The organism is Gordonia insulae, from assembly GCF_003855095.1.
GTDB lineage: Bacteria > Actinomycetota > Actinomycetes > Mycobacteriales > Mycobacteriaceae > Gordonia > Gordonia insulae.
In genome coordinates, this window is sequence record NZ_CP033972.1 from 5833932 (window position 1) to 5854291 (window position 20360).

Consider the following 20360-nt stretch of genomic DNA (forward strand, 5'->3'; position numbering starts at 1 on the left):
GTCGTCGGTGTGCGCCGATGCAGGTCACACACTCCGCTGTCAGTGACTCGGACGCCGGATCGGCGTCGCGCGTCATTCTATGCACCCGCCGACGGCAGGCACTGTTCAGGGAGCCTAACGCGGCCCTGTGTGACTCCTGTGGTTATTGATTCAATTGTTACTAATGTTGTGTAACGGGCCACCAGTCGTGTACCGGGGCCGCAACTGGTTAGATCGAGCCGTGGCGAGACGACGTGCGAGCGGTCCCCGGATCATCCCGACCAGTGCGCGTGGCCGTGGCTGGTGCCGGCGCGAGCTCGGGGCTCGCGGGTACAGCCGTCGCGGACTCGGTCTGGCGCTCAGTGTGGCGGCCGTGGCGACCGTCGTCGCCGGGTGCGGTGACGACGCCCAACCGGGGGCCGAGGTGACCCTGCTGACGCACGAGTCGTTCGCGTTGCCGGATTCGGTGTTCGACACGTTCCGTCAGGAGACCGGGCTGACCCTCAAGGTCGTCAAGTCCGGCGATGCGGGCCAGCTCGCGTCCACGGTGTCGCTGACGCCGGGGTCACCGAAGGCCGACGCGGTCTTCGGCATCGACAACACCTTCGCCTCGCGGCCGATCGACGCCGGTGCGCTCGAGCCCTACGCATCGCCGCTGGTCGCGAACGGGGCGGCCGAGTACGCGATCCCGGATTCGCACGACGAACTCACCGCGGTCGACCGGGGCGACGTCTGCCTCAACGTCGACGACACCCGGTACGCCGACAACGGGCAGGAACCGCCGAAGAGTCTGCGCGATCTGCGGGATCCGAGGTATGCGGCGCAGGCTGCTCTCCTCGACCCCGGGACCTCGTCGCCGGGGATGGCGTTCCTGCTCACCACCATCGGACTGTTCCCGCAAGGGTGGCAGGACTACTGGAAGACGGTAAGTGCCAACGGCGCGACGATGGTGTCGGGCTGGGAGATCGCCTACAACCAGCTGTTCAGTGCCGGTGAGGGCAAGGGCGCCAAGCCGATCGTGCTGTCCTACGCTTCGTCGCCGGCAGCGACTCCGGGCACCTCGGCACTGCTCGACAGTTGCTTCCGTCAGGTCGAATACGTCGGCATCCTGAAGGGGGCGAAGAACCCGACCGGTGCCCGCAAGCTCGTCGACTTCATGCTGGGCCCCGCGGTGCAGGCGGCCCTGCCGTCGGCGATGTACGTGTACCCGGTGCAGAAGGGCACTCCGCTTCCCGATGGCTGGCAGCAGCGCGCGCCGGTGCCGACCTGGACGGTCAGCCTCCCGCCTGCCTACATCGCGGCCAATCGCGAGAAGTGGCTCGAGCAATGGCGCGAGGCCGTCGGACGGTGACGGTCACGCCGCCCGTCGCTTCGCGAGCCTCTGTCGGCCGACTGGGCACGCTCGCACTGCGGGTGGTGCCGGCCGCGTTCATCCTGATCCTGTTCGCCTGGCCGGTCGGGGCGCTCGTCCGGCGGGCTGTCGACGTCGGGTCCGACGCCGGGATCGGTGAGCTCCTACGGCGTACCAATGCACTGGACCTGTTGGGCTTCACGCTCTTCCAGGCTGCCGCGTCGACCGTGCTGGCCCTTGTCGTCGCCGTGCCCATGGTGTGGCTGATCGCCCGCGTCGACATCCCGGGGTCGCTGCTGCTGATGGTGATCGTCACGGTGCCGTTCGTGTTGCCGACCGTGGTCGTCGGCATCGCGTTCCGCGCGCTGCTCGACGGCCCGCTCGCATTCCTCGGCGTCGGGTCGGGACTCTGGCCCATCCTGCTCGCGCACGCGTTCCTCAACGTCGCCGTGGTCGCCCGTGTCGTCGGTGCGGCGTGGCGGTCGCTGGACCCGCGTCAGGCCGAGGCCGCGTACACGCTCGGGGCGGGCCGGGTGCGGGCGTTCGTCGGGGTGGTGCTGCCCCGGTTGATGCCCGCGGTCGGCGGGGCGGCGGCATTGGTGTTCCTGTTCTGCTCCACCAGCTTCGGCGTCATCGTGATCCTCGGCAACGGCGAGATCCGCACGCTGGAGACGGAGATCTACACACAGGCGATCGGATACTTCCGGATCCCTGAGGCGGTCGCACTGTCGATGCTGCAACTCATCGTGGTGGTCGCCGCGTTGCTGCTGACCCGGCTGTTCGGCGACCCCGGGGGAGCTGTCGGCGCCCGGCCCGCCGAGACCAGGTTCCGTCCTCACGGCCGCCAGTGGGTCGCCGTCGCCGCCGCGGTCGCGTGGACGGTCGTGGTGCTGGTGGGGCCGATCGCGGTTCTCGCGGTCCGATCGGTCCGACCGGGCGCCGACGGGGCGTGGACGCTGGACGGTTACCGATCCCTGTCCGAATCGGTGAACGGTGTGACTCCGCTTGACACGCTGCGGTATTCGTTGGGTACGGCCGCGTTGGCGATGGTCATCGCGCTGGTCGTCGGACTGTTGGCGGCGGTCGCGATGCACCGGTCGCGAGGTCGGTGGGCGGCCGCCGGTGACGTGGTCGCGACGATCCCGTTGGGTATCAGCGCCGTGACCCTGGGCTTCGGGTACCTCATCGTGCTGGCGGCGTTGCCGTCCGAGGTCGCATCCTCACCGCTGGTGATCCCGTGTGTGCAGGCCCTCATCGCGATCCCGGTGGTGGTGCGGATCGCGTTGCCCGCGTTGACGTCGGTGCCGGCGCGACTGCGCCAGGCCGCCGCCACCCTCGGTGCCGGACCGCTGCGGGTGTTCCTCACCGTCGAGCTCCCGATGATCGGCAGGTCCCTGTGCGCGGCAGGGGGTTTCGCCTTCGTGATGGCTCTCGGCGAGTTCGGGGCGACCAGCTTCCTGGCGCGCGCCGACACCACCACACTGCCGGTGCTGATCGGCTCGGCGCTGAACCGGCCGGGTGCGGAGAATCTGGCCACCGCGATGGCCGCGTCGATGTTGCTGGTGGGGGTGACCATCGTGGCCGTGGTCCTGGTGGAGGCGCTGCGGCCGCGGACGGGAGCGCTCCTCTAGATGCTCGAGATCGACGCCGTCGGCGTGCGTTACGGCTCGACCGTGGTCCTCGACGACCTCATCTGGACGGTCGGGACGTCGGGGTCGCCGGTGACCGCGCTGCTCGGGCCGTCGGGCTGCGGCAAGTCCACCTTGCTCCGTGCGGTCGCCGGCCTGGAACCGTTGAGCGCCGGGCACATCCGGTTCGACGGCGCCGACCTCGCGAAGGTGCCCGCCCATCGTCGCGACTTCGGCGTGGTGTTCCAGGACGGTCAACTGTTCGGCGGCCGTAGCGTCGAGTCGAACGTCGCCTACGGTCTGCGGATGCGGCGATGGTCGCGGCAGGAGATCCGGGCGAGGGTCGCCGAGATGCTCGACCTCGTCCGCCTACCCGACCTCGGCCGACGATCCGTCGACGAGCTGTCCGGCGGACAGGCGCAGCGGGTGGCCCTGGCCCGGGCGCTGGCGCCGCGACCGCGGCTGCTGTTGCTCGACGAGCCGCTCGCCGCGCTCGATCGGCTGCTGCGCGACCAACTCGCCACCGAGATCGCCGAGATCGTCCGCGCCGCCGCCACCCCGACGATCGTGGTGACCCACGACCACACCGAGGCCGCGCTGATGGGGGACACGATCTCGGTCATGCGGTCCGGTGAGATCGTGCAGAACGCCGCCCCGGAACAGCTCTGGAGCCGACCCGTGGACGAGTGGACGGCCCGGTTCCTCGGCGTCACGTCGGTGATCGACGCCGACGTCTCCGACGCGCAGGCGGCCACACCCATCGGTCCCCTCACGCTCGAGGCGCCCGACGGACGGCATCGGCTGGGCCTGCGTCCGGAGTCGGTGCGCGCCCGACGCCTGTCGGGGCCCGATGCCGCGGTGACGGGGGTGGTCGGGATGGTTGCCGATCTGCCCGCCGGACGTCGACTCCGCGTCGTCACCGAGATCGGCGAGATCGATGCGGTGACATCGGAGCGGGTGGTGATCGGTGATCGCGTCGGGCTGTCGATCGTCGGTGAGCGGGTGGCGGTGATCGGGTCGTGACCGATGCCCGGCTCGTGGTCGCCGGTGCCGTCGTGGATCCGGCCACCCGGCGACTGTTGCTCGCGCAGCGGCGGTACCCGCCCGAGGTCGCCGGGCTCTGGGAGCTGCCCGGCGGAAAGGTCGAGGCGGGGGAGAGTCCGGAGGCCGCACTGCGTCGGGAGCTGCGGGAGGAACTCGACGTCGAGGTGCGGGTGGGCTCGGCCCTGGCCGAGCGGGTCGCCCTGCGTGACGATCTCACCCTGATCGCGTTGCGCGCGCAGATCGTCGCGGGCACGCCGCGTCCCGCCGACCACGAGGCCCTGAGATGGGTGGACACCGTCGGGCTGGGCGAGTTCGCCCGCGACGGCCTGCTCGTGCCCGCCGACGCCGTGTGGGTCCCGGAACTGCTCACCGAACTCGGCGGCTGATGACCGCCATGGTCTCCCGGGGATTCGCCCCGGCGGTGATGATCGTCGGCGCGACCTCGATGTACATCGGTGCCGCGGTCGCCGTGGAGCTCTTCGAGACCCTGTCGCCCGCGGCCGTCGCCTGGCTGCGCATCGCCGGAGCCGCGGTGGTGTTGGTGGTGTGGGTCCGGCCGGGGCGCCCCGCGTGGCGGCCGTCACGGCTGGTGTTGGCGGGGGCGTTCGGCCTCATCACCGCAGCGATGAACATCGCGTTCTACGAGGCTCTGGCCCGTCTGCCGCTCGGTACGACGGTCGCACTCGAGTTCCTCGGACCGGTCGCGGTCGCGGCACTGGGCTCACGCACGCGCCGCGATGTCCTCGCACTGCTGCTGGCGGTGGTCGGGGTCGTCCTCATCGCCGACGTCCGGTGGGAGGGCACCGCGCTCGGCGTGGTGCTGGCGCTGATCGCGGCGGCCTGCTGGGCGGGCTACATCGTGCTCGGCAAACGGGTCGCCCAGCGTGGCCGGGGCCTCGAGGATCTCGCCACCGGTTTCGTCGTCGCGGCGCTGGTGACCTCACCGCTGGCGCTGTTCCTCGGTCCGGCGTTCGCGGGTCACGCGCCGACCGCGTGGTTGTTGCTGCTCGGCCTCGGGCTGGGTGTGGCGTCGACGGCCATTCCGTACGCGCTCGATCAGGTGGTGCTGGCCCGGGTCGGGCGGGCCCGGTTCGCGATCCTGCTGGCGCTGCTGCCGGTCACCGCATCGATCATCGGAGTCGTGGCCCTGCAACAGATCCCGACGCCGGTCGAAGCGGTGGGCATCGTCGCGGTGGCCGCTGCGATTGCCGTCCGGTCCGCCGACGACGACGAGGCCGTGCCCGCGGCATGAGCAGGCCCGGTCAGGCCGCGCGCGCCTTCTTGAGGGCCTTGCCCAGCTGTTTCTTCGACATGTCCGAACTGTCGAGCTTGCGCATGCGATGGATGACCACCGGGCACCGGACGCAGCGGGTGGACTTGCGGCAGCACTTCTTCTTCGCCTTCAGATCCTGCACCGCAGCAGGGTTCACCTTGCCCATACGGGGACGTTAGCATCCCCTAACTTCAGGCTGTCGACGCGATGTGATCGCCGTCTCACGCGGTCGACCGATACCCTGTACAGGTTGAACTGTCCGCCGGCGACCGCCGGGTACCGGTCCGACCTCGTCGTGCCGGCCACCGCCCGCCGGCCCGGGAGCGGGAGCGAGCGGGCCAACTCGACCCCGCATGCCCCGACCTCATGTACGAACCGCAGTGAAAGAGAGCTCAGTGAGCGCTGTCCACAAATTCCGCAACGTCGCGATCGTCGCGCACGTCGACCACGGCAAGACCACGCTGGTCGACGCGATGCTGCGTCAATCCGGCGTTTTCGGCGAACGCGCCGAGCTCGTCGACCGCGTGATGGATTCCGGTGACCTCGAACGCGAGAAGGGCATCACCATTCTCGCGAAGAACACCGCCGTCCACCGTCGGCAGCCCGACGGCACCGAGGTCGTCATCAACGTCATCGACACCCCCGGCCACGCCGACTTCGGCGGTGAGGTCGAACGCGGCCTGTCCATGGTCGACGGCGTGGTGCTGTTGGTCGACGCCTCGGAGGGGCCGCTGCCGCAGACCCGATTCGTGCTGCGCAAGGCGCTCGCCGCCTCGCTGCCGGTCATCGTCCTCGTGAACAAGACCGACCGGCCCGACGCCCGGATCCAGGAAGTCGTCGACGAGACGCAGGACCTGCTCCTCGACCTCGCCTCCGACCTCGACGACGAGGCGGCCGCGGCTGCCGAGCTCGTCCTCGACCTGCCGATCCTGTACGCCTCGGGTCGCGCCGGGATCGCCAGCACAGAGAAGCCCGCCGACGGCGAGGTGCCGGCGGGGGAGAACCTCGACCCGTTCTTCGACGTGCTCCTCGAGCACGTCCCGCCGCCCAAGGGCGACCCCGAGGCGCCGCTGCAGGCGCACGTCACCAACCTCGATGCCTCGGCGTTCCTCGGCCGCCTCGCGCTCGTGCGCATCCACAACGGAACGCTGCGCAAGGGTCAGCAGATCTCCTGGTGCCGCGAGGTCGATGGTGAGGATGTCGTCGAGCGCGCGAAGATCACCGAGCTGCTCGCCACCGTCGGCGTGGAGCGGACCCCGGCCGAGTCGGCCGAGGCCGGCGACATCGTCGCCGTCGCGGGTATGCCGGAGATCATGATCGGCGACACGCTCGCGGATCTGGAGAACCCGCAGCCGTTGCCGCGGATCACCGTCGACGAGCCGGCGATCTCGGTCACCATCGGCACCAACTCCTCGCCGCTGGCGGGGCGCGTGTCCGGGCACAAGCTGACCGCCCGGATGGTCAAGACACGGCTCGACTCCGAACTCGTCGGCAACGTGTCGTTGCGTGTCCTCGACATCGGTCGTCCGGACGCCTGGGAGGTGCAGGGTCGCGGTGAGCTGGCGCTGGCCATCTTGGTCGAGCAGATGCGGCGCGAGGGCTTCGAGCTCACCGTCGGCAAGCCGCAGGTGGTCACCCGCAAGGTCGACGGCAAGGTGCAGGAGCCGTTCGAACATCTGACCATCGACGTCCCCGAGGAGTACCTCGGCGCGGTCACCCAGCTGCTGGCCGCCCGCAAGGGCCGCATGGAGCAGATGAACAACCACGGCACCGGGTGGGTCCGGATGGAGTTCATCGTGCCGTCGCGTGGCCTCATCGGCTTCCGGACGGACTTCCTCACCGAGACCCGGGGCACCGGCATCGCCAACGCGGTGTTCGACGGATACGACTCCTGGGCCGGCGAGATCCGGGCACGCCACACCGGTTCGCTGGTCAGCGACCGTACGGGCAGCGTCACCCCGTTCGCGATGATCCAGCTGGCCGACCGCGGCACGTTCTTCGTCGAGCCGGGCGCGGACACCTACGAGGGCATGGTCGTCGGGATCAACCCTCGCGCCGAGGACCTCGACATCAACGTCACCCGGGAGAAGAAGCTGACCAACATGCGGCAGTCGTCGGCCGACGTCATGGAGACCCTGGCCAAGCCGATGCAGCTCGATCTCGAAGGCGCGATGGAGTTCTGTGCCGCCGACGAGTGCGTCGAGGTGACGCCCGAGGTGGTGCGGGTGCGTAAGGTGCACCTCGATGCCAACACGCGCGCACGGGAGCGCTCGCGGGCGAAGACCCGCGATCAGGCGGCCGGATAGCGGGAGCGTGTTCGCGGTGTTCGGCACCCGCGTGCACGATGATCGATGGGGGTTGTGCTGGTGAAGTCGAGGCGCGCTCTGTTCGCGGTGCTCGTCGCCGGGTTGATCGTCGCGATCGGTGCGTGCTCGGCGAATCCACCACCACCGGTTCGCGAGACGGCACCGCCGGCGACGCCGGCCGAGTACCCGACGGAGAAGACGATCTACATCGCCACCGACTCGGTGGGTGGTGGGTTCAACCCACACATCGGGGCGGACCAGGGGACCGTCACGACGGCGGTCGCGGCGATGACGCTGCCCAGCGCGTTCCGTCCGGTGGACACGCCCGGCGGCGTCGTCTGGCAGCGGCAGGAGGCGTTGATCACCTCGGCCGAGGTGACGTCGACGGAACCGTTCACGGTCACCTATCAGATCCACAACGACGCCCAGTGGTCCGACGGTCTCCCGGTCACCGGCGACGACTTCTCCTACCTCTGGCAGCAGATGTCCCGTCAGCCGAACGTCGTGGCCCCGGCCGGATATCGGCTGATCGACTCCGTGCAGTCGCGGGCCGGCGGCAAGGAGGTCCAGGTGACCTTCGCGCGGCCGTACCCGGCGTGGCGCGAACTGTTCACCGATCTGCTGCCCAGCCACGTCCTGCGGGGTGCCCCCGCCGGCTTCCAGACCGGCATGGACAGCGGGAAACCGGTGTCGGCCGGGCCCTATTCGGTCGTCTCCATCGATCAGACCCGCGACGAGGTGCGGCTGGTGCGCAACGACCGCTACTGGATGAAGCCACCGGACCTCGACCAGGTAGTCCTGCGCCGGGCCGGTACCGCGTCGCAGATGGTCGAATCGGTGCGTTCGGGGGATTCGTCGGTCGTCACCATCGGTGCCGGACCCGCGACGACCGCTGAACTCACCGCTGTGCCGGGTGTGCAGACACGACGCAACCCGACGTCGCGGGCGCTGTCCGTCAGCGTGAACGCACGCACGTCGACGATGCGATCGCTCGACGTCCGGCGGGCCGTCCTCGGCATGATCGACCCGAACCTGGTGACCCTGGCCGGTGCGGGTGACGACATCGTCACGCCCTACGCGAACACGGTGTTCGCACCCACGGACCGCGGGTACTTCCCGGTCGACCGGCCGCGCCCGTCGCCCGACCAGGTGACGGCGTTGCTCACCGACGCCGGTTATAAGCGCGCCGCGCCGGACCCCGGGACGCCGGCGTCGCCGAGCGGCGCGCAGAGCACCGCGCCCTCCGACTCGTCGACGGGAGCGTCGGGGTCCGACTCGAGCACGGCCGGCGATGGCGGCGTCGCGACGGCACCGCTGCCGGCCGGCGTCACGCCGTACCGCAAGGACGGCGAGACCCTCACCGTTCGGGTCGGCGCGATCAGTGGCGATCCGCGCTCGACCTCGGCTGCCGCCAACATCGTCGACCAGCTGCGCGGCCAGGGCGTCCAGGCCGCCGTGGTGGCGCTGCCCAACAGTGAGCTGTACGGCGTCGCCCTGACCAATGCGCGGGTGGACCTGGTGGTCGGCTGGACCGGGCTGGGCGTGCCGCCCGCGGCCGCACTCGCCTCCCAGGTCGACTGTGACCAACCCAAACCGGGCACCGCACCGTCACTGTCGACGCCACCCACACCGACCAGTGTGGCGCCCGGCCAGACCGGTGCGACCGCCGCCGACAGCTACGCCAGCAACATCTCCGGCGTCTGCGACCCGGCACTGATCGGCCTCGCCCGCGGCGCGCTGTCGGCCGTCGATCCCGTCCCGCAGCTGACCGAGGCCGAGCCGCTGCTGGCGGCGCAGTCGACGTACCTGCCCATCTACCAGGACAGCATGCTGGCCGGTCGGACCGGGACGGTGCGCAATGTGCCGCTCACCGGGCCGATCCAGGTGTCGATCTTCGGTGATGCGGTGTCCTGGGAGCTTCCGTGACCCAGGCGAGCGGAGCGACGGGGGATGCGACCGCCGGTGGACGGCGGTTGTTGCTGCTGCACGCCCATCCCGACGACGAGTCGATCATGACCGGCGGCACCATCGCCCGGTATCTCGCCGAGGGCGCGGAGGTCCGGGTGCTCACCTTCACGCTCGGCGAGGAGGGTGAGGTCATCGGGGACGAATGGTCGCAGTTGGCCGCCGACGGTGGCGCCGATCAGCTCGGCGGATACCGCATCCTCGAACTGACCCGCGCGCTCGCCGAGCTGAGTCCGGCCGGCGGGGACGTGCTGCGTCCCCGTTTCCTCGGCGGTGCGGGGCGCTGGCGTGACTCGGGCATGGCGGGCACACCGTCGGCGCAGCACCCGCGCGCACTCGTGCAGGCGTCGCCCGAGGACCTGGTGGACACGCTCGTCGCCGAGATCGTGGATTTCGCGCCGCAGGTCATCGTCACCTACGACGACGCCGGGACCTACGGTCACCCCGACCACATGCTCGTCCACGAGACGACGGTCGCCGCGGTGCCGCGAGCCCTGCCGCAACTGCCCGCAAGCGGTCTCAAGGTGTACGAGTCGGTCACCGAGCGCGCCGCTCTCGATGCCGGACTCGCGTCTGCCGCCGGCCGGGTGCCCGACGGTTGGCGCATGCCGCAGCCGGGTGAGTTGCCCGGTTATCCGGAGTCGGCCATCACCACCGAGATCGATGTGACCGCGTACGTGCCGCAGAAGTCCGCGGCCCTGGCCGCGCACGCCACCCAGGTGACGGTCGCCGCCTCCGGCACCGAATACGCCCTGTCCAACAACATCCTGCAGCCGGTGTTCGATCACGAACACTTCATCCTGACCGGCCGGTGGGGTGGCCGGGCCACCGAGATGTCCGACGGCACCGACGGTGTGCGGGAGACCGACCTGTTCTCCGGGGTCGGCTGATGCGCTGGTCGGATCGACTCCTGCTGGCACTGCTGGTCGTCGACGGGTTCGTCGTCGGCGTGATGTCGGTCGCGTTCGCCTATCTGCGCTTCGGTGGGGTGGCGATCCCCGTGGCGGCGGTCATCGCCGGGTTGGTCAACTGCGTGCTGCTCTGGCTGGCCGCGGGCTACACCGACGGTCCGGTTCGTTGGTTCCCCTTGCTGGCCTGGCTGCTAGCGCTGGTGGCGGGTGGGCTGCCCGGGCCCGGCGGCGACGTCGAGCTGATCCCGGAGGGCCCGTTGATGCTCCCGACGCTGGGTCTGCTGGCCATCGGCGCGGGTCTGCCCGCAGTGCTCGCGTGGTCGGGTCGCCTCCCGGCGGCGGATGACGTCTGACGTCGATGCGGTGCCCGACCGGGGACGTCGCGGCGTGCGGTTAGAGTGAGGGAATGGTCCTGCGGGAGTGGGCTCGGGACGCGCACGCCGCGGTGGACGAAGCCCGGGAAGCATTGCGTCACGTCGCCGACGATCCGGCGTCGCTCACCGACGACGAATGGGTAGCGCTGCTGGGTGCCACCGGTTCCGAACTCGACGCATTGTGCGCTCTGGCGGATTCGGCGCGGCGCCGCGTCACCGACGGTGAGTCGCTGACGTTTGTGGTCAATCGCAACCTCGACACCGCCGTCATCGCCGCCGATCGCGACGACCTGCCTCCGCTGGAATCACTTGTCGACGAGGCCCGGCACCTGGGCGCCACCGAGATCTGCATGCAGGGTCCGATCCCCGTTGACGCACCCGGCGACCAGTACCTGCGGCTGGTCGAACGGATCCACGCGGCCGCCCCCGATCTCCACCTCCACGCCTTTCGGCCACCCGAGGTGCGCGACGCCGCGACGAGGATGGGCATCCCGATCGTCGACTTCCTCCGGCAGGCACACGACGCGGGCCTCGGTTCCGTGCCCGGCACCGCCGCGCAGGTCCTCGACGACGAGGTGCGCGCCTATCTCGGCAACGGCGTCGCGCCGACGGTGCGCGAGTGGGTGGAGACGATCGAAACCGCCCACTCGGTGGGACTGTTCTCCACCGCGACGCTGCTCTACGGGCATGTGGAGACCCCACACCACCAGGTGGCGCACCTGCGTCTGCTCAACGGGATCCAGAGTCGGACCGGCGGTTTCAGCGAACTGATCCTCATGCCGATGGTGCCCGCGATGGCTGCGCCGCACCTCCACGGCGTCGCCACATCGACCGTGTCTCGGCGCGAGACCCGTGCGGTGCACGCGGTCGCACGGCTGATCACCCTGGGACGATTCGATCACCTCCAGGTCGCCTGGACCAAGCACGACCGCGACACCACCGAACAAATCCTCGTCGGCGGCGCCGACGACATCGGCGGCCTGCTCCTCGACGGCGAGCTCATGCCGTCGGCGGGTCAGGAGGCCGGGCGTGTCCTCGATGTCGACGACCTCGTCGACATCGCCGCCCGGGTCGGCCGCGCACCCCGGCAGCGCACCACCGCCTACACCGACCCACCCGCCGATCGCGTGCTCCCGATCCCGCAGGTACGTCCGTGACCGCCGGCCACTCCGACACCCCGGTCGTGGTCGACGTCGCGATCGTCGGCGCCGGATTCGCCGGTATCGGCATGGCCACCCAGTTGGCCCGGCGCGCCCGCGAATCCTTCGTGGTCCTCGAGCGCGCCGATGGTGTCGGCGGGACGTGGCGGGACAACACCTATCCGGGGATCGCCTGCGACATCCCCGCGCACCTCTACTCGTTCTCGTTCCGGCCGCCGTCGGATTGGGCCACTCTGTATCCGCAGGGTGCCGATATCCGCCGCTATCTGGAGCAGACCGTCGCCGACGAAGGTCTGGCGCCGCACATCCGGCTCGGCTGCGGACTCGACCAGGCGCACTGGGATGCCGACAGCGACCGGTGGGAGCTGACCACGGGCGCGGGGCCAATCCTCGCCCGCGTGCTCGTGATGGCCGTCGGCCGGCTCTCCGAGCCGCACGTCCCGGATATCGAGGGACTCGAATCCTTCACCGGCACAGTCGTTCACACGGCGCAGTGGCGTGACGATCTGTTGTCCGGCGGTGAGCGGATCGGTGTGGTGGGCACGGGCGCGTCCGCGGTCCAGGTGATCCCGCACCTCGCCGAGGACGCAGAGGAACTCGTCGTCTTCTCCCGCACGCCGCCCTATGTGGTGCCGCGCGAGGATCGTCGGTTCTCCGACGACGAGCGAGCCGAACTGCGTGTCCCGGAGAATGCGCAGGCGGTGCGCGAACGCATGCTCCTCGACGCCGACAAGGCCTTCGGGCAGCGACTCGGCCTGCATCCGGACATCGACGACATCCGTGCGAGGGCGCTCGGGCACCTGCACCGCCAGGTCGCGAGCCCGTCGTTGCGTGCGGCGCTGACACCGGACTACGAGATCGGCTGCAAACGAATCCTGCTCAGTGACGACTTCTTTCCCACGCTCGAGCGTTCCGACGTCGTGTTCGAGTCGAGCGCGCTCGAGTCGGTCGTCGAATGCAAGGCGCGCGCGGTGAGCGGCAACACCTACGACCTCGACGTCCTGGTGATGGCGACCGGGTTCGAGGCCACGCGGCCTCCCGCCGCGTCCCGTATCCGTGGTCGCCACGGCCGTGTGCTGGGCGACCACTGGGCCGACGGCATGGTCTCCTTTGCCTCGACGGCGGTGGCCGGGTTCCCGAACATGTTCGTCCTCGACGGCCCCAACGCGGCCCTCGGACACAACTCGGCGATCTACATGATCGAGACCCAGCTCGATTACGTCGTCGGCGCGCTGAACTTCTTGGCGGACAGCGGAAGTCGCTCCGTGGAGGTGAGTGCGGCGGCCGAGGCCGCCTACACCGCCGAGATCGACCGGCTGGCCGCTTCGACGGTGTGGCTCACCGGATGCGACAGTTGGTACGTGGACCCCGGGAGCGGGCGACTGACGCTGCTGTGGCCCGGCACCGCGGTGTCGTTCCGCGAACGCAACGGGACCTTCGACCCGCGGCCCTACCTGATCGAACCCCGACTCGTCGACGAGGGAGGTCGGACACCATGACCGGCACAGTATCCGTGGCGGCCGCGCTGGCGGCGGCACGATCCGGAGCACCGATCGATCGCGCACAGGCAACATCCCTGCTGGCCTGCTCGGGCGACGAACTGATCGAACTGCAGGAGATCGCCGCGACGCTGCGCGACGACGGTCTCGCCGCGGTGGGACGTGATCGACAGATCACCTACTCCCGCAAGGTCTTCATCCCACTGACCCGGCTGTGCCGTGATCGGTGTCATTACTGCACGTTCGTCACGGTGCCGGGCAAGCTGGCCCGGGAGGGCCACGGGATGTACCTCGACCTCGACGAGGTCGTCGACATCGCGCGCAAGGGCGCCGAACTCGGCTGCAAGGAGGCGTTGTTCACCCTCGGCGACCGTCCCGAGGCCCGGTGGTCCCAGGCCGGTGAGTGGCTCGCGGCCCGCGGGTACACGTCCACCCTCGACTACGTGCGCGCCGCGGCGGTCGCCGTCCTCGAGGACACCGGACTGCTGCCGCACCTCAATCCCGGGGTGATGAGCGCCGAGGAGATGCGACGCCTGCGCCCGGTCGCCCCGTCGATGGGCATGATGTTGGAGACCACCTCGCGGCGACTGTTCACCGACAAGGGGCAGCCGCATTACGGCAGTCCCGACAAGGATCCGCTGGTGCGCCTGCAAGTGCTGCACGACGCGGGGGCCGAACGCATCCCGTTCACCACCGGCATCCTGGTGGGGATCGGCGAAACCCTCACGGAGAGAGCCGAATCCATCCTGGCGATGGCGGAGGTGCAGCGTGCGCACGGGCACATCCAGGAAGTCATCGTGCAGAACTTCCGGGCCAAGCCGGACACCGCTATGCGGGGGACGCCCGACGCGGAGATGACCGAGTTCCTGGCCGCCGTCGCGGTGGCGCGGATCGTGCTCGGACCGCACATGCGGGTGCAGGCGCCGCCGAACCTGGTGTCGCGCGAGGAATGTGCGGCGCTGGTCGCGTCCGGTATCGACGATTGGGGCGGGGTGTCACCGCTGACCCCCGACCACGTCAACCCCGAACGGCCGTGGCCGAATCTCGACGTCCTCGCCGAGATCACCGCGTCGACCGGGCACACCCTCACCGAACGCATCACGGCGCAGCCGCCCTATGTGCTGGGCGGCGACGAGTGGATCGATCCGTCCCTGGCGCATCATGTCGCCGCGCTGGCCGATCCGGCGACGGGCCTGGCTGCCGCGGTGAAACCGCAGGGCCGGCCGTGGTCGGCAGTCGCCTGACGACCCTCCGACGGCGGCAGTCGCCTGACGACCCTCCGACGGCGGCAGTCGCCGGAGGATGCTCAGCGCGCGGTGTGGGCCGCCTGCAACGCCTCGTAGCCGCCGATCACATCGGTCGCGCGATGCAGTCCGAGCTGCTGCAGCGACGCGGCGGCCAGGCTGGACGTGTACCCCTGGGAACACAGGATGATCCACCGGACGTCGTGGTCGACGGCCTCCGGGATGTGCGCGTCGCTCGCCGGATCGCAGCGCCACTCGAGGACATTGCGTTCGATGACGAGCGCGCCATCGGCCTCACCCTCGACGGCGCGCTGGGCGGCGGGACGGATGTCGACGAGCACCGCGCCGGACGCGAGCTCGTCGGCCACGTCGCGTGCGTCGAGCCGCCGGAGCCGATCGCGGGCGTCGAGCAGCAGGTCGTCGATCGTCGGCATCGAGGTCACTCCGGTTCGTCGGTCAGTTCGGTGCGGGTCCGGCGCAGGGTGGCGTGATCGGTCACGGCGTAGAACGACATGGCGGTCAGCGGCGGCGAATACGCGTGCACGCTGAGTGTAGGTGTGATGGGGCCGGGCGAGGCCTGGGCGCCCGACTCGGTCTGGATGGCGAGCGGGTCGTGGCGCTGCACGTCGTGCACCCAGCCGAGTGGGAAGGCGGCCTGATCGCCGGCGTCCAGGACGCGCAGGGCCAGATCCTGACCAGTCCAGCGATACTCCCGCAGCGACCCCGACAACACCGTGAGCGCACCGAGCGACCCCGCGTGATCGTGCAGTTCGGTCGATCGGTCCGGGGTCCAGCTGATGAGCCAGACGTCGAGATCGTCATTCGAGACCAGGCGCGTCGCCCAGCGCTCGACGGGGTCCCAGTGTCTCGGCAACAGATGGTCGTAGACACCGTCGAGGACGTCGGCGACGCCCTGGTCGGTGATACGCAGCAGATCGGCCGGCCGAAGCCGGGTCGGCAGATTCGCCGGACGGACGTGAGCGGGTTCGAATCGCGGGTCGGGTCGACGCAACGTCGTGGTCATCGTGGTCTCCGAGTCGATGGATGGGTTCGGTTGGTCAGCTACGACAACCCGGACACATCTCGCCCGGAACCACGTCGGTTCGCTCCTGCTCGGTCACGCGTCCCAGGATCACGCGGGCCGTTGTCGGCGTCGAGGGTTCCGCGCGTACTGATCGCAACCGTCGACGGGTGTGTGATCCCCGTTACTCCAGGGCGCCGCTGCGAGGGGAGGGTTCGCTGATGGGCGTCCCCGCCCGATACTCTTGGATGTGGATCGGTGTGCGATCGACCCGACGAGACGGGGATCGCCGCGCGGTCCGAGATGAGGCGCGTCCAGCCCACGCGCCGCCCCGGCAACGACACCGCGACAGCGATCGTTGGCGGCCCGCGAGTTTTGCAGTGAAGGAGAGTGTGGTGACGTACATCATCGCGGAGCCTTGTGTCGACGTTCTGGACAAGGCCTGCGTCGAGGAATGCCCGGTGGATTGCATCTACGAGGGTGGCCGGATGCTCTACATCCAGCCCGACGAGTGCGTCGACTGCGGTGCCTGCGAACCGGTGTGTCCGGTGGAGGCGATCTTCTACGAGGATGATGTGCCCGACGAGTGGGAACCCTACGTGAGCGCCAACGCCGACTTCTTCGACGACCTGGGCTCGCCCGGTGGCGCGAGCAAGGTCGGCAAGACCGACACCGACGCCGCGTTCGTCAAGGGTCTGCCGCCGATGAACGAAGAGGAATGACCTGACGCCGTGAGCACGTCCGGATTCGCGACTCGACGACGCGTCAGCACTCTGTTGCCCGACTTCCCGTGGGACACCATCGGCGGGGCCAGGATGCGGGCGTCCGCCCATCCCGACGGCATCGTCGATCTGTCGGTCGGCACACCGGTCGACCCGGTGGATCCGATCATCCGGGAGGCACTCGCCGCATCGTCGGAGTTCCCCGGATATCCCACGACGATCGGCACCGGCGAGCTGCGTGAGGCCGCGGTCGCGGCGCTCGCCCGTCGATACGGCGCTCCCGGTCTCGACGAATCGGCTGTCCTGCCGGTCATCGGTACCAAGGAGGCGATCGCCGGAATCGTGTCGACGCTCGGCATCGGCGCCGGGGACGTCGTGGTGATCCCGGAGGTCGCGTACCCGACCTACGAGGTCAGCGCATTGTTGGCCGGCGCCACGCCGGTGCGGGCCGACTCCACCGTGCAACTCGGGCCCACCTCGCCCGCACTGATCTTCCTCAACTCACCGTCGAATCCGACCGGCAAGGTGCTGGGCATCGACCATCTGCGCAAGGTGGTCGGCTGGGCACGCGAACGTGGCGCGATCGTGGTGTCCGACGAGTGCTATCTGGGTCTGGCCTGGGACACCGAGGCCTACTCGATCCTCGATCCGCGGGTCAGCGACGGCGACCACACCGGCCTGATCGCGGTGCACTCGCTGTCGAAGGTGTCGAACCTCGCGTCGTACCGTGCGGGCTTCTTCGCCGGCGACCGCGAACTGATCGGTGAGTTGCTCGCGGTCCGCAAGCACGCCGGGCTCATCGTGCCGTTCCCGATCCAGGGTGCGATGGTCGCTGCGCTGAACGACGACGCCCACGCGATCGCGCAGGCGGAACGCTATCGGGCGCGCCGCACGACGCTCCTGGCAGCCGTGCGGGCGGCCGGCTTCCGCGTCGATCACTCCGAGGCGGGCTTGTATCTGTGGGCGACCCGCGACGAGGACAGCCGGGTCACCCTGGACTGGCTGGCCGAACGCGGCATCCTGGCCGCACCGGGTGATTTCTACGGTCCGGCCGGCACCCGCCACGTACGGATGGCGCTGACCGCGACCGACGAGCGCATCGCGGCGGCCGCCGCGCGTCTGACGGCCTGATCGCCGACCCGGTCGACCCTCGCCGACCGAGTGGCCCGCGCCCCGGCTGCCCTTCGCCCCCGCTGCCCTTCGCTGATCGAGTAGCCGTGCGAGCGTAGCGAGCCCGGCGTATCGAGATCACTCCCGCCGCCGACCCGCCTCAAGCCGACCCGCCGCCGACCCGAGCGGCCTCAGTTCTTGTGCAACGCCTCGTTGAGGGCGATCCCGTCGCCCTTCCAGGGCACCACCTCGACAGCGCCGGTGAGGCTGTTGCGACGGAAGAGCAGATTCGACTGGCCGGCCAGCTCGCGTGCCTTGACCGAGGTGCCGTCCGGTCCGGTGACCTTGGTGCCCGCGGTGACGTAGAGCCCGGCCTCGACCACGCAGTCGTCACCCAGCGGGATGCCACAGCCGGAGTTCGCGCCCAGCAGGCAGCGCTTGCCCAGCGCGATGATCTCCTTGCCGCCGCCCGACAGCGTGCCCATGGTGGATGCGCCGCCGCCGATGTCGGAGCCGTCCCCGACGACGACACCGGCCGAGATACGACCCTCGACCATCGACGAGCCCAGGGTGCCGGCGTTGTAGTTGACGAAACCCTCGTGCATCACGGTGGTGCCGGGCGCCAGGTGCGCGCCGAGCCGGACGCGGTCGGCGTCGCCGATCCGCACGCCGCCGGGCAGCACGTAGTCCACCATCCGGGGGAACTTGTCCACGCTGTAGACGGTGACCGGGCCGTGGGCACGCAGCCGAGCGCGGGTCTTCTCGAAACCCTCGATCGGGCAGGGCCCGTGGTTGGTCCACACGACGTTGGTCAGCAGCCCGAAGATGCCGTCGAGATTAGTCCCGTGCGGTGCCACGAGGCGGTGCGACAGCAGGTGCAGCCGGAGGTAGACGTCGTAGGCGTCCGCGGGCTCCGACGACAGGTTGGTGATGGAGGTGCGTACGGCGACCGTCTTGACGCCGCGTGCAGTGTCGGTGCCGACCAGGGCGCGCAGTTCGGTGGGGATGTCGTCGCCCTCGAGGATGACCGTCTCCGCGGTTGTCGGGCTGTCGAGCTCCGGCTCGGGGAACCAGACGTCGAGGACCGAGCCGGGGTCGGCGGATCCTCCGTTGGTCACGGTGGCAATACCGGTTGCGTAAGCGCCATTCGTCGTCACGGGAGCACAGCCTACCGGGACCGGGGACAATGGATTCCATGACCGTCTCGAGCGAGAGTCGCCCGGCGCCCTACCGGGAGCGCAGGGTCGCCGACGTCGCGGGGACCGTGTGGACCGGACGACACGACGCCGGTTCGTCGACGATCCTGCCGGACGGGTGCATGGATCTGATCTGGACCGGTCGGCGGATCCTCGTCGCGGGTCCCGACACCCGGCCCTATGTCCATCACGCCGACGTCGCCGGCGAGATGGTGGGTCTGCGGCTCGACCCCGGTGTCGCGCCGACCGTGCTCGGCTGCGCGGCCGACGAACTGCGCGACACCCGAACCGATCTCGCCGACCTGTGGACGCGGGCGGAGGCGCAGCGGTGGTGTTCGGCCATCGTCGATGCCGACGATCCCGCGTCGGTGCTCGTCGCGCTCACACGTACCCGAGTCGCGGACCGGCCGGCCTGGTTGGGTCCCGTCGTCGCGAATCTGGCCGCGGGACGTCGCATCGACCTCTGCGCCGACGTCGCCGGCGTCACCGCCCGTACCCTGCATCGACAGTCGCTGCACCACTTCGGATACGGCCCCAAGACGTTGCAGCGCATCCTGCGGATGCGGGCGGCGATGACGGATCTCGGCGTCGGCCGGGATCTGTCCGCGGTCGCCTATCGTCGCGGGTTCGCCGACTATCCGCACATGCATCGTGAGTTCGTCGAGCTCGCCGGACACGGACCCGCGACGTTCGCCGTCCGGGCCGGCCACTCGGGTCCGGAAGCGGATCAGCCCAGGGCGCAATAGAAGTCGACGGGGTTGTCGTCGGGGTCGAGGACCACCGCGTAGCGCTGACCCCAGAACGCGTCGAACGGGTCGTGGTGCGATCGGTGTCCGGCCGCGACGAGTGTCGCGTGCAGTTCGTCGACCGCGGCGGGCGACTCGCATTCGAAGGCGGGTGCCATCCGGTGACCGCCGGCCGGCTCGGTCCAGGCCGGTGTGAACGACTGGACGACGTCACGGGTGTCGAACATGACGCGGAAGCCGCCGACGGTCACGTCGGCGTGCGGCTCGTTCTCGGCACCGTCCGGGAAGTCGAGTCCGCACAGGCGATAGAAGGCGATCGCCGCCCCCATGTCGCGGGTGACGATCGAGAGCGCGTTGAGTTTCGGTGATGGCGTTGTGGTCATACCGGTGACCGTAGTGCGTGGATCGGTCGCCGACTTGAACGTTTCGGACAACGTGCTGCCGTGCGGCTCCGGGAGTTGTTCAGCGGGGCAGATGCGCCGGCTGCGGGGGACCGGCCATGTGTGCATGTTGTGCGTGCGCGTCCGCGACGAAGCGATCGGCGTTCTCGCGGGACACGGCGGACGAATTGCCGCAGTACGCGCAGTGCACCGAGTGGTTTCCGCGACCGAACGGGAAGATCGGCAGGAAGAACAACGTGAACCACGTCCTGGTGCGGATCAGGCGCTGGGCGGCCTGGGCGTGACAGAACACGCACTGGAAGTAGAGCACCGCGAGCAACGCCGACGTCTGGCGTCCACCGAAGATGATCATCTGTCGTCCTTCCCCCTGGGGTCAGCCGATCGTATCCGCGGCGGCGTCGGTGTCCGGCGTCGCGCGAGCGGATGTCAT

General features: G+C 69.8%; 21 protein-coding genes. 15 read left to right on the top strand and 6 right to left on the bottom strand.

Annotated elements, in window-relative coordinates; all coding sequences use genetic code 11:
• Positions 1-220 precede the first annotated feature (220 nt).
• The 5 genes from D7316_RS26395 to D7316_RS26415 are packed head-to-tail and all read left to right on the top strand — an operon-like array spanning position 221 to position 5254.
• Positions 221-1330: a thiamine ABC transporter substrate-binding protein gene (locus tag D7316_RS26395; RefSeq protein ID WP_408610060.1), complete on the top strand. Its 1110-nt coding sequence runs from the start codon at positions 221-223 to the stop codon at positions 1328-1330.
• Positions 1306-2961, top strand: a complete 1656-nt coding sequence (locus tag D7316_RS26400; protein ID WP_124710894.1) for an ABC transporter permease — start codon at positions 1306-1308, stop codon at positions 2959-2961. The genes D7316_RS26395 and D7316_RS26400 overlap by 25 nt, the downstream gene beginning before the upstream one ends.
• Positions 2962-3981, top strand: coding sequence for an ABC transporter ATP-binding protein (locus D7316_RS26405; protein WP_124710895.1), 1020 nt, complete (start codon positions 2962-2964; stop codon positions 3979-3981).
• Complete coding sequence (locus D7316_RS26410; RefSeq protein WP_124710896.1) at positions 3978-4388, top strand: (deoxy)nucleoside triphosphate pyrophosphohydrolase; 411 nt, start codon at positions 3978-3980, stop codon at positions 4386-4388. Before D7316_RS26405 ends, D7316_RS26410 begins: the two co-directional genes overlap by 4 nt.
• Positions 4388-5254 (top strand): EamA family transporter, encoded by an 867-nt coding sequence (locus tag D7316_RS26415; protein ID WP_232017094.1) that lies wholly within the window; start codon positions 4388-4390, stop codon positions 5252-5254. The genes D7316_RS26410 and D7316_RS26415 overlap by 1 nt, the downstream gene beginning before the upstream one ends.
• 10 nt (positions 5255-5264) lie before the next feature.
• Here D7316_RS26415 and D7316_RS27235 read toward each other — a convergent pair whose 3' ends face one another.
• A complete protein-coding gene (locus D7316_RS27235; RefSeq protein ID WP_164473855.1) occupies positions 5265-5441 on the bottom strand; it encodes a hypothetical protein in 177 nt (58 codons plus the stop codon).
• Positions 5442-5670: 229 nt separating this feature from the next.
• Here D7316_RS27235 and typA point away from each other — a divergent pair, with 229 nt between their 5' ends.
• Genes typA through cofG form a run of 7 tightly spaced genes read left to right on the top strand, consistent with a single transcriptional unit; the run spans position 5671 to position 14734 of the window.
• Complete coding sequence (typA, locus tag D7316_RS26420) at positions 5671-7581, top strand: translational GTPase TypA (RefSeq protein ID WP_124710897.1); 1911 nt, start codon at positions 5671-5673, stop codon at positions 7579-7581.
• 45 nt (positions 7582-7626) lie between these two features.
• Positions 7627-9507: an ABC transporter family substrate-binding protein gene (locus D7316_RS26425; RefSeq protein ID WP_124710898.1), complete on the top strand. Its 1881-nt coding sequence runs from the start codon at positions 7627-7629 to the stop codon at positions 9505-9507.
• Positions 9504-10436, top strand: coding sequence for an N-acetyl-1-D-myo-inositol-2-amino-2-deoxy-alpha-D-glucopyranoside deacetylase (gene mshB / locus D7316_RS26430; RefSeq protein WP_269462517.1), 933 nt, complete (start codon positions 9504-9506; stop codon positions 10434-10436). Before D7316_RS26425 ends, mshB begins: the two co-directional genes overlap by 4 nt.
• Positions 10436-10810: a facilitated glucose transporter gene (locus tag D7316_RS26435; protein ID WP_124710899.1), complete on the top strand. Its 375-nt coding sequence runs from the start codon at positions 10436-10438 to the stop codon at positions 10808-10810. Before mshB ends, D7316_RS26435 begins: the two co-directional genes overlap by 1 nt.
• Positions 10811-10863: 53 nt before the next feature.
• On the top strand, positions 10864-11988 hold the full coding sequence (locus D7316_RS26440) for an FO synthase (protein WP_124710900.1): 1125 nt from the start codon (positions 10864-10866) through the stop codon (positions 11986-11988).
• On the top strand, positions 11985-13490 hold the full coding sequence (locus D7316_RS26445; RefSeq protein ID WP_232017095.1) for a flavin-containing monooxygenase: 1506 nt from the start codon (positions 11985-11987) through the stop codon (positions 13488-13490). Before D7316_RS26440 ends, D7316_RS26445 begins: the two co-directional genes overlap by 4 nt.
• Positions 13487-14734, top strand: coding sequence for a 7,8-didemethyl-8-hydroxy-5-deazariboflavin synthase CofG (cofG, locus tag D7316_RS26450; protein ID WP_124710901.1), 1248 nt, complete (start codon positions 13487-13489; stop codon positions 14732-14734). The genes D7316_RS26445 and cofG overlap by 4 nt, the downstream gene beginning before the upstream one ends.
• A gap of 62 nt (positions 14735-14796) precedes the next feature.
• Here the strand turns inward: cofG and D7316_RS26455 are convergent, their stop codons facing one another.
• Together D7316_RS26455 and D7316_RS26460 are read right to left on the bottom strand one after the other, a co-directional pair.
• Positions 14797-15168: a rhodanese-like domain-containing protein gene (locus D7316_RS26455; protein WP_124711601.1), complete on the bottom strand. Its 372-nt coding sequence runs from the start codon at positions 15166-15168 to the stop codon at positions 14797-14799.
• Positions 15169-15173: 5 nt separating this feature from the next.
• Positions 15174-15758: a cupin domain-containing protein gene (locus D7316_RS26460; RefSeq protein WP_124710902.1), complete on the bottom strand. Its 585-nt coding sequence runs from the start codon at positions 15756-15758 to the stop codon at positions 15174-15176.
• Between the two features lie 389 nt (positions 15759-16147).
• Here D7316_RS26460 and fdxA point away from each other — a divergent pair, with 389 nt between their 5' ends.
• The gene (gene fdxA / locus D7316_RS26465; RefSeq protein ID WP_124710903.1) at positions 16148-16477 is read left to right on the top strand and encodes a ferredoxin; all 330 of its coding nucleotides are present in this window, start codon (positions 16148-16150) and stop codon (positions 16475-16477) included.
• A 9-nt stretch (positions 16478-16486) separates the two neighbouring features.
• Entirely contained in the window at positions 16487-17608 is a 1122-nt protein-coding gene (dapC, locus tag D7316_RS26470) for a succinyldiaminopimelate transaminase (RefSeq protein WP_124710904.1), read from the top strand.
• A gap of 170 nt (positions 17609-17778) precedes the next feature.
• On the opposite strand, the gene dapD is transcribed toward dapC, so the two are convergent.
• The gene (dapD, locus tag D7316_RS26475) at positions 17779-18744 is read right to left on the bottom strand and encodes a 2,3,4,5-tetrahydropyridine-2,6-dicarboxylate N-succinyltransferase (RefSeq protein WP_124710905.1); all 966 of its coding nucleotides are present in this window, start codon (positions 18742-18744) and stop codon (positions 17779-17781) included.
• A gap of 38 nt (positions 18745-18782) precedes the next feature.
• Between dapD and D7316_RS26480 the strand changes: the two genes are divergently transcribed.
• Positions 18783-19529: a helix-turn-helix domain-containing protein gene (locus D7316_RS26480; RefSeq protein WP_124710906.1), complete on the top strand. Its 747-nt coding sequence runs from the start codon at positions 18783-18785 to the stop codon at positions 19527-19529.
• Here D7316_RS26480 and D7316_RS26485 read toward each other — a convergent pair.
• Together D7316_RS26485 and D7316_RS26490 are read right to left on the bottom strand one after the other, a co-directional pair.
• Positions 19511-19912: a VOC family protein gene (locus D7316_RS26485; RefSeq protein ID WP_124710907.1), complete on the bottom strand. Its 402-nt coding sequence runs from the start codon at positions 19910-19912 to the stop codon at positions 19511-19513. The two genes, D7316_RS26480 and D7316_RS26485, sit on opposite strands and share 19 nt — an antisense overlap.
• Positions 19913-19991: 79 nt before the next feature.
• The gene (locus D7316_RS26490; RefSeq protein ID WP_124710908.1) at positions 19992-20282 is read right to left on the bottom strand and encodes a zinc-ribbon domain-containing protein; all 291 of its coding nucleotides are present in this window, start codon (positions 20280-20282) and stop codon (positions 19992-19994) included.
• Positions 20283-20360 lie beyond the last annotated feature (78 nt).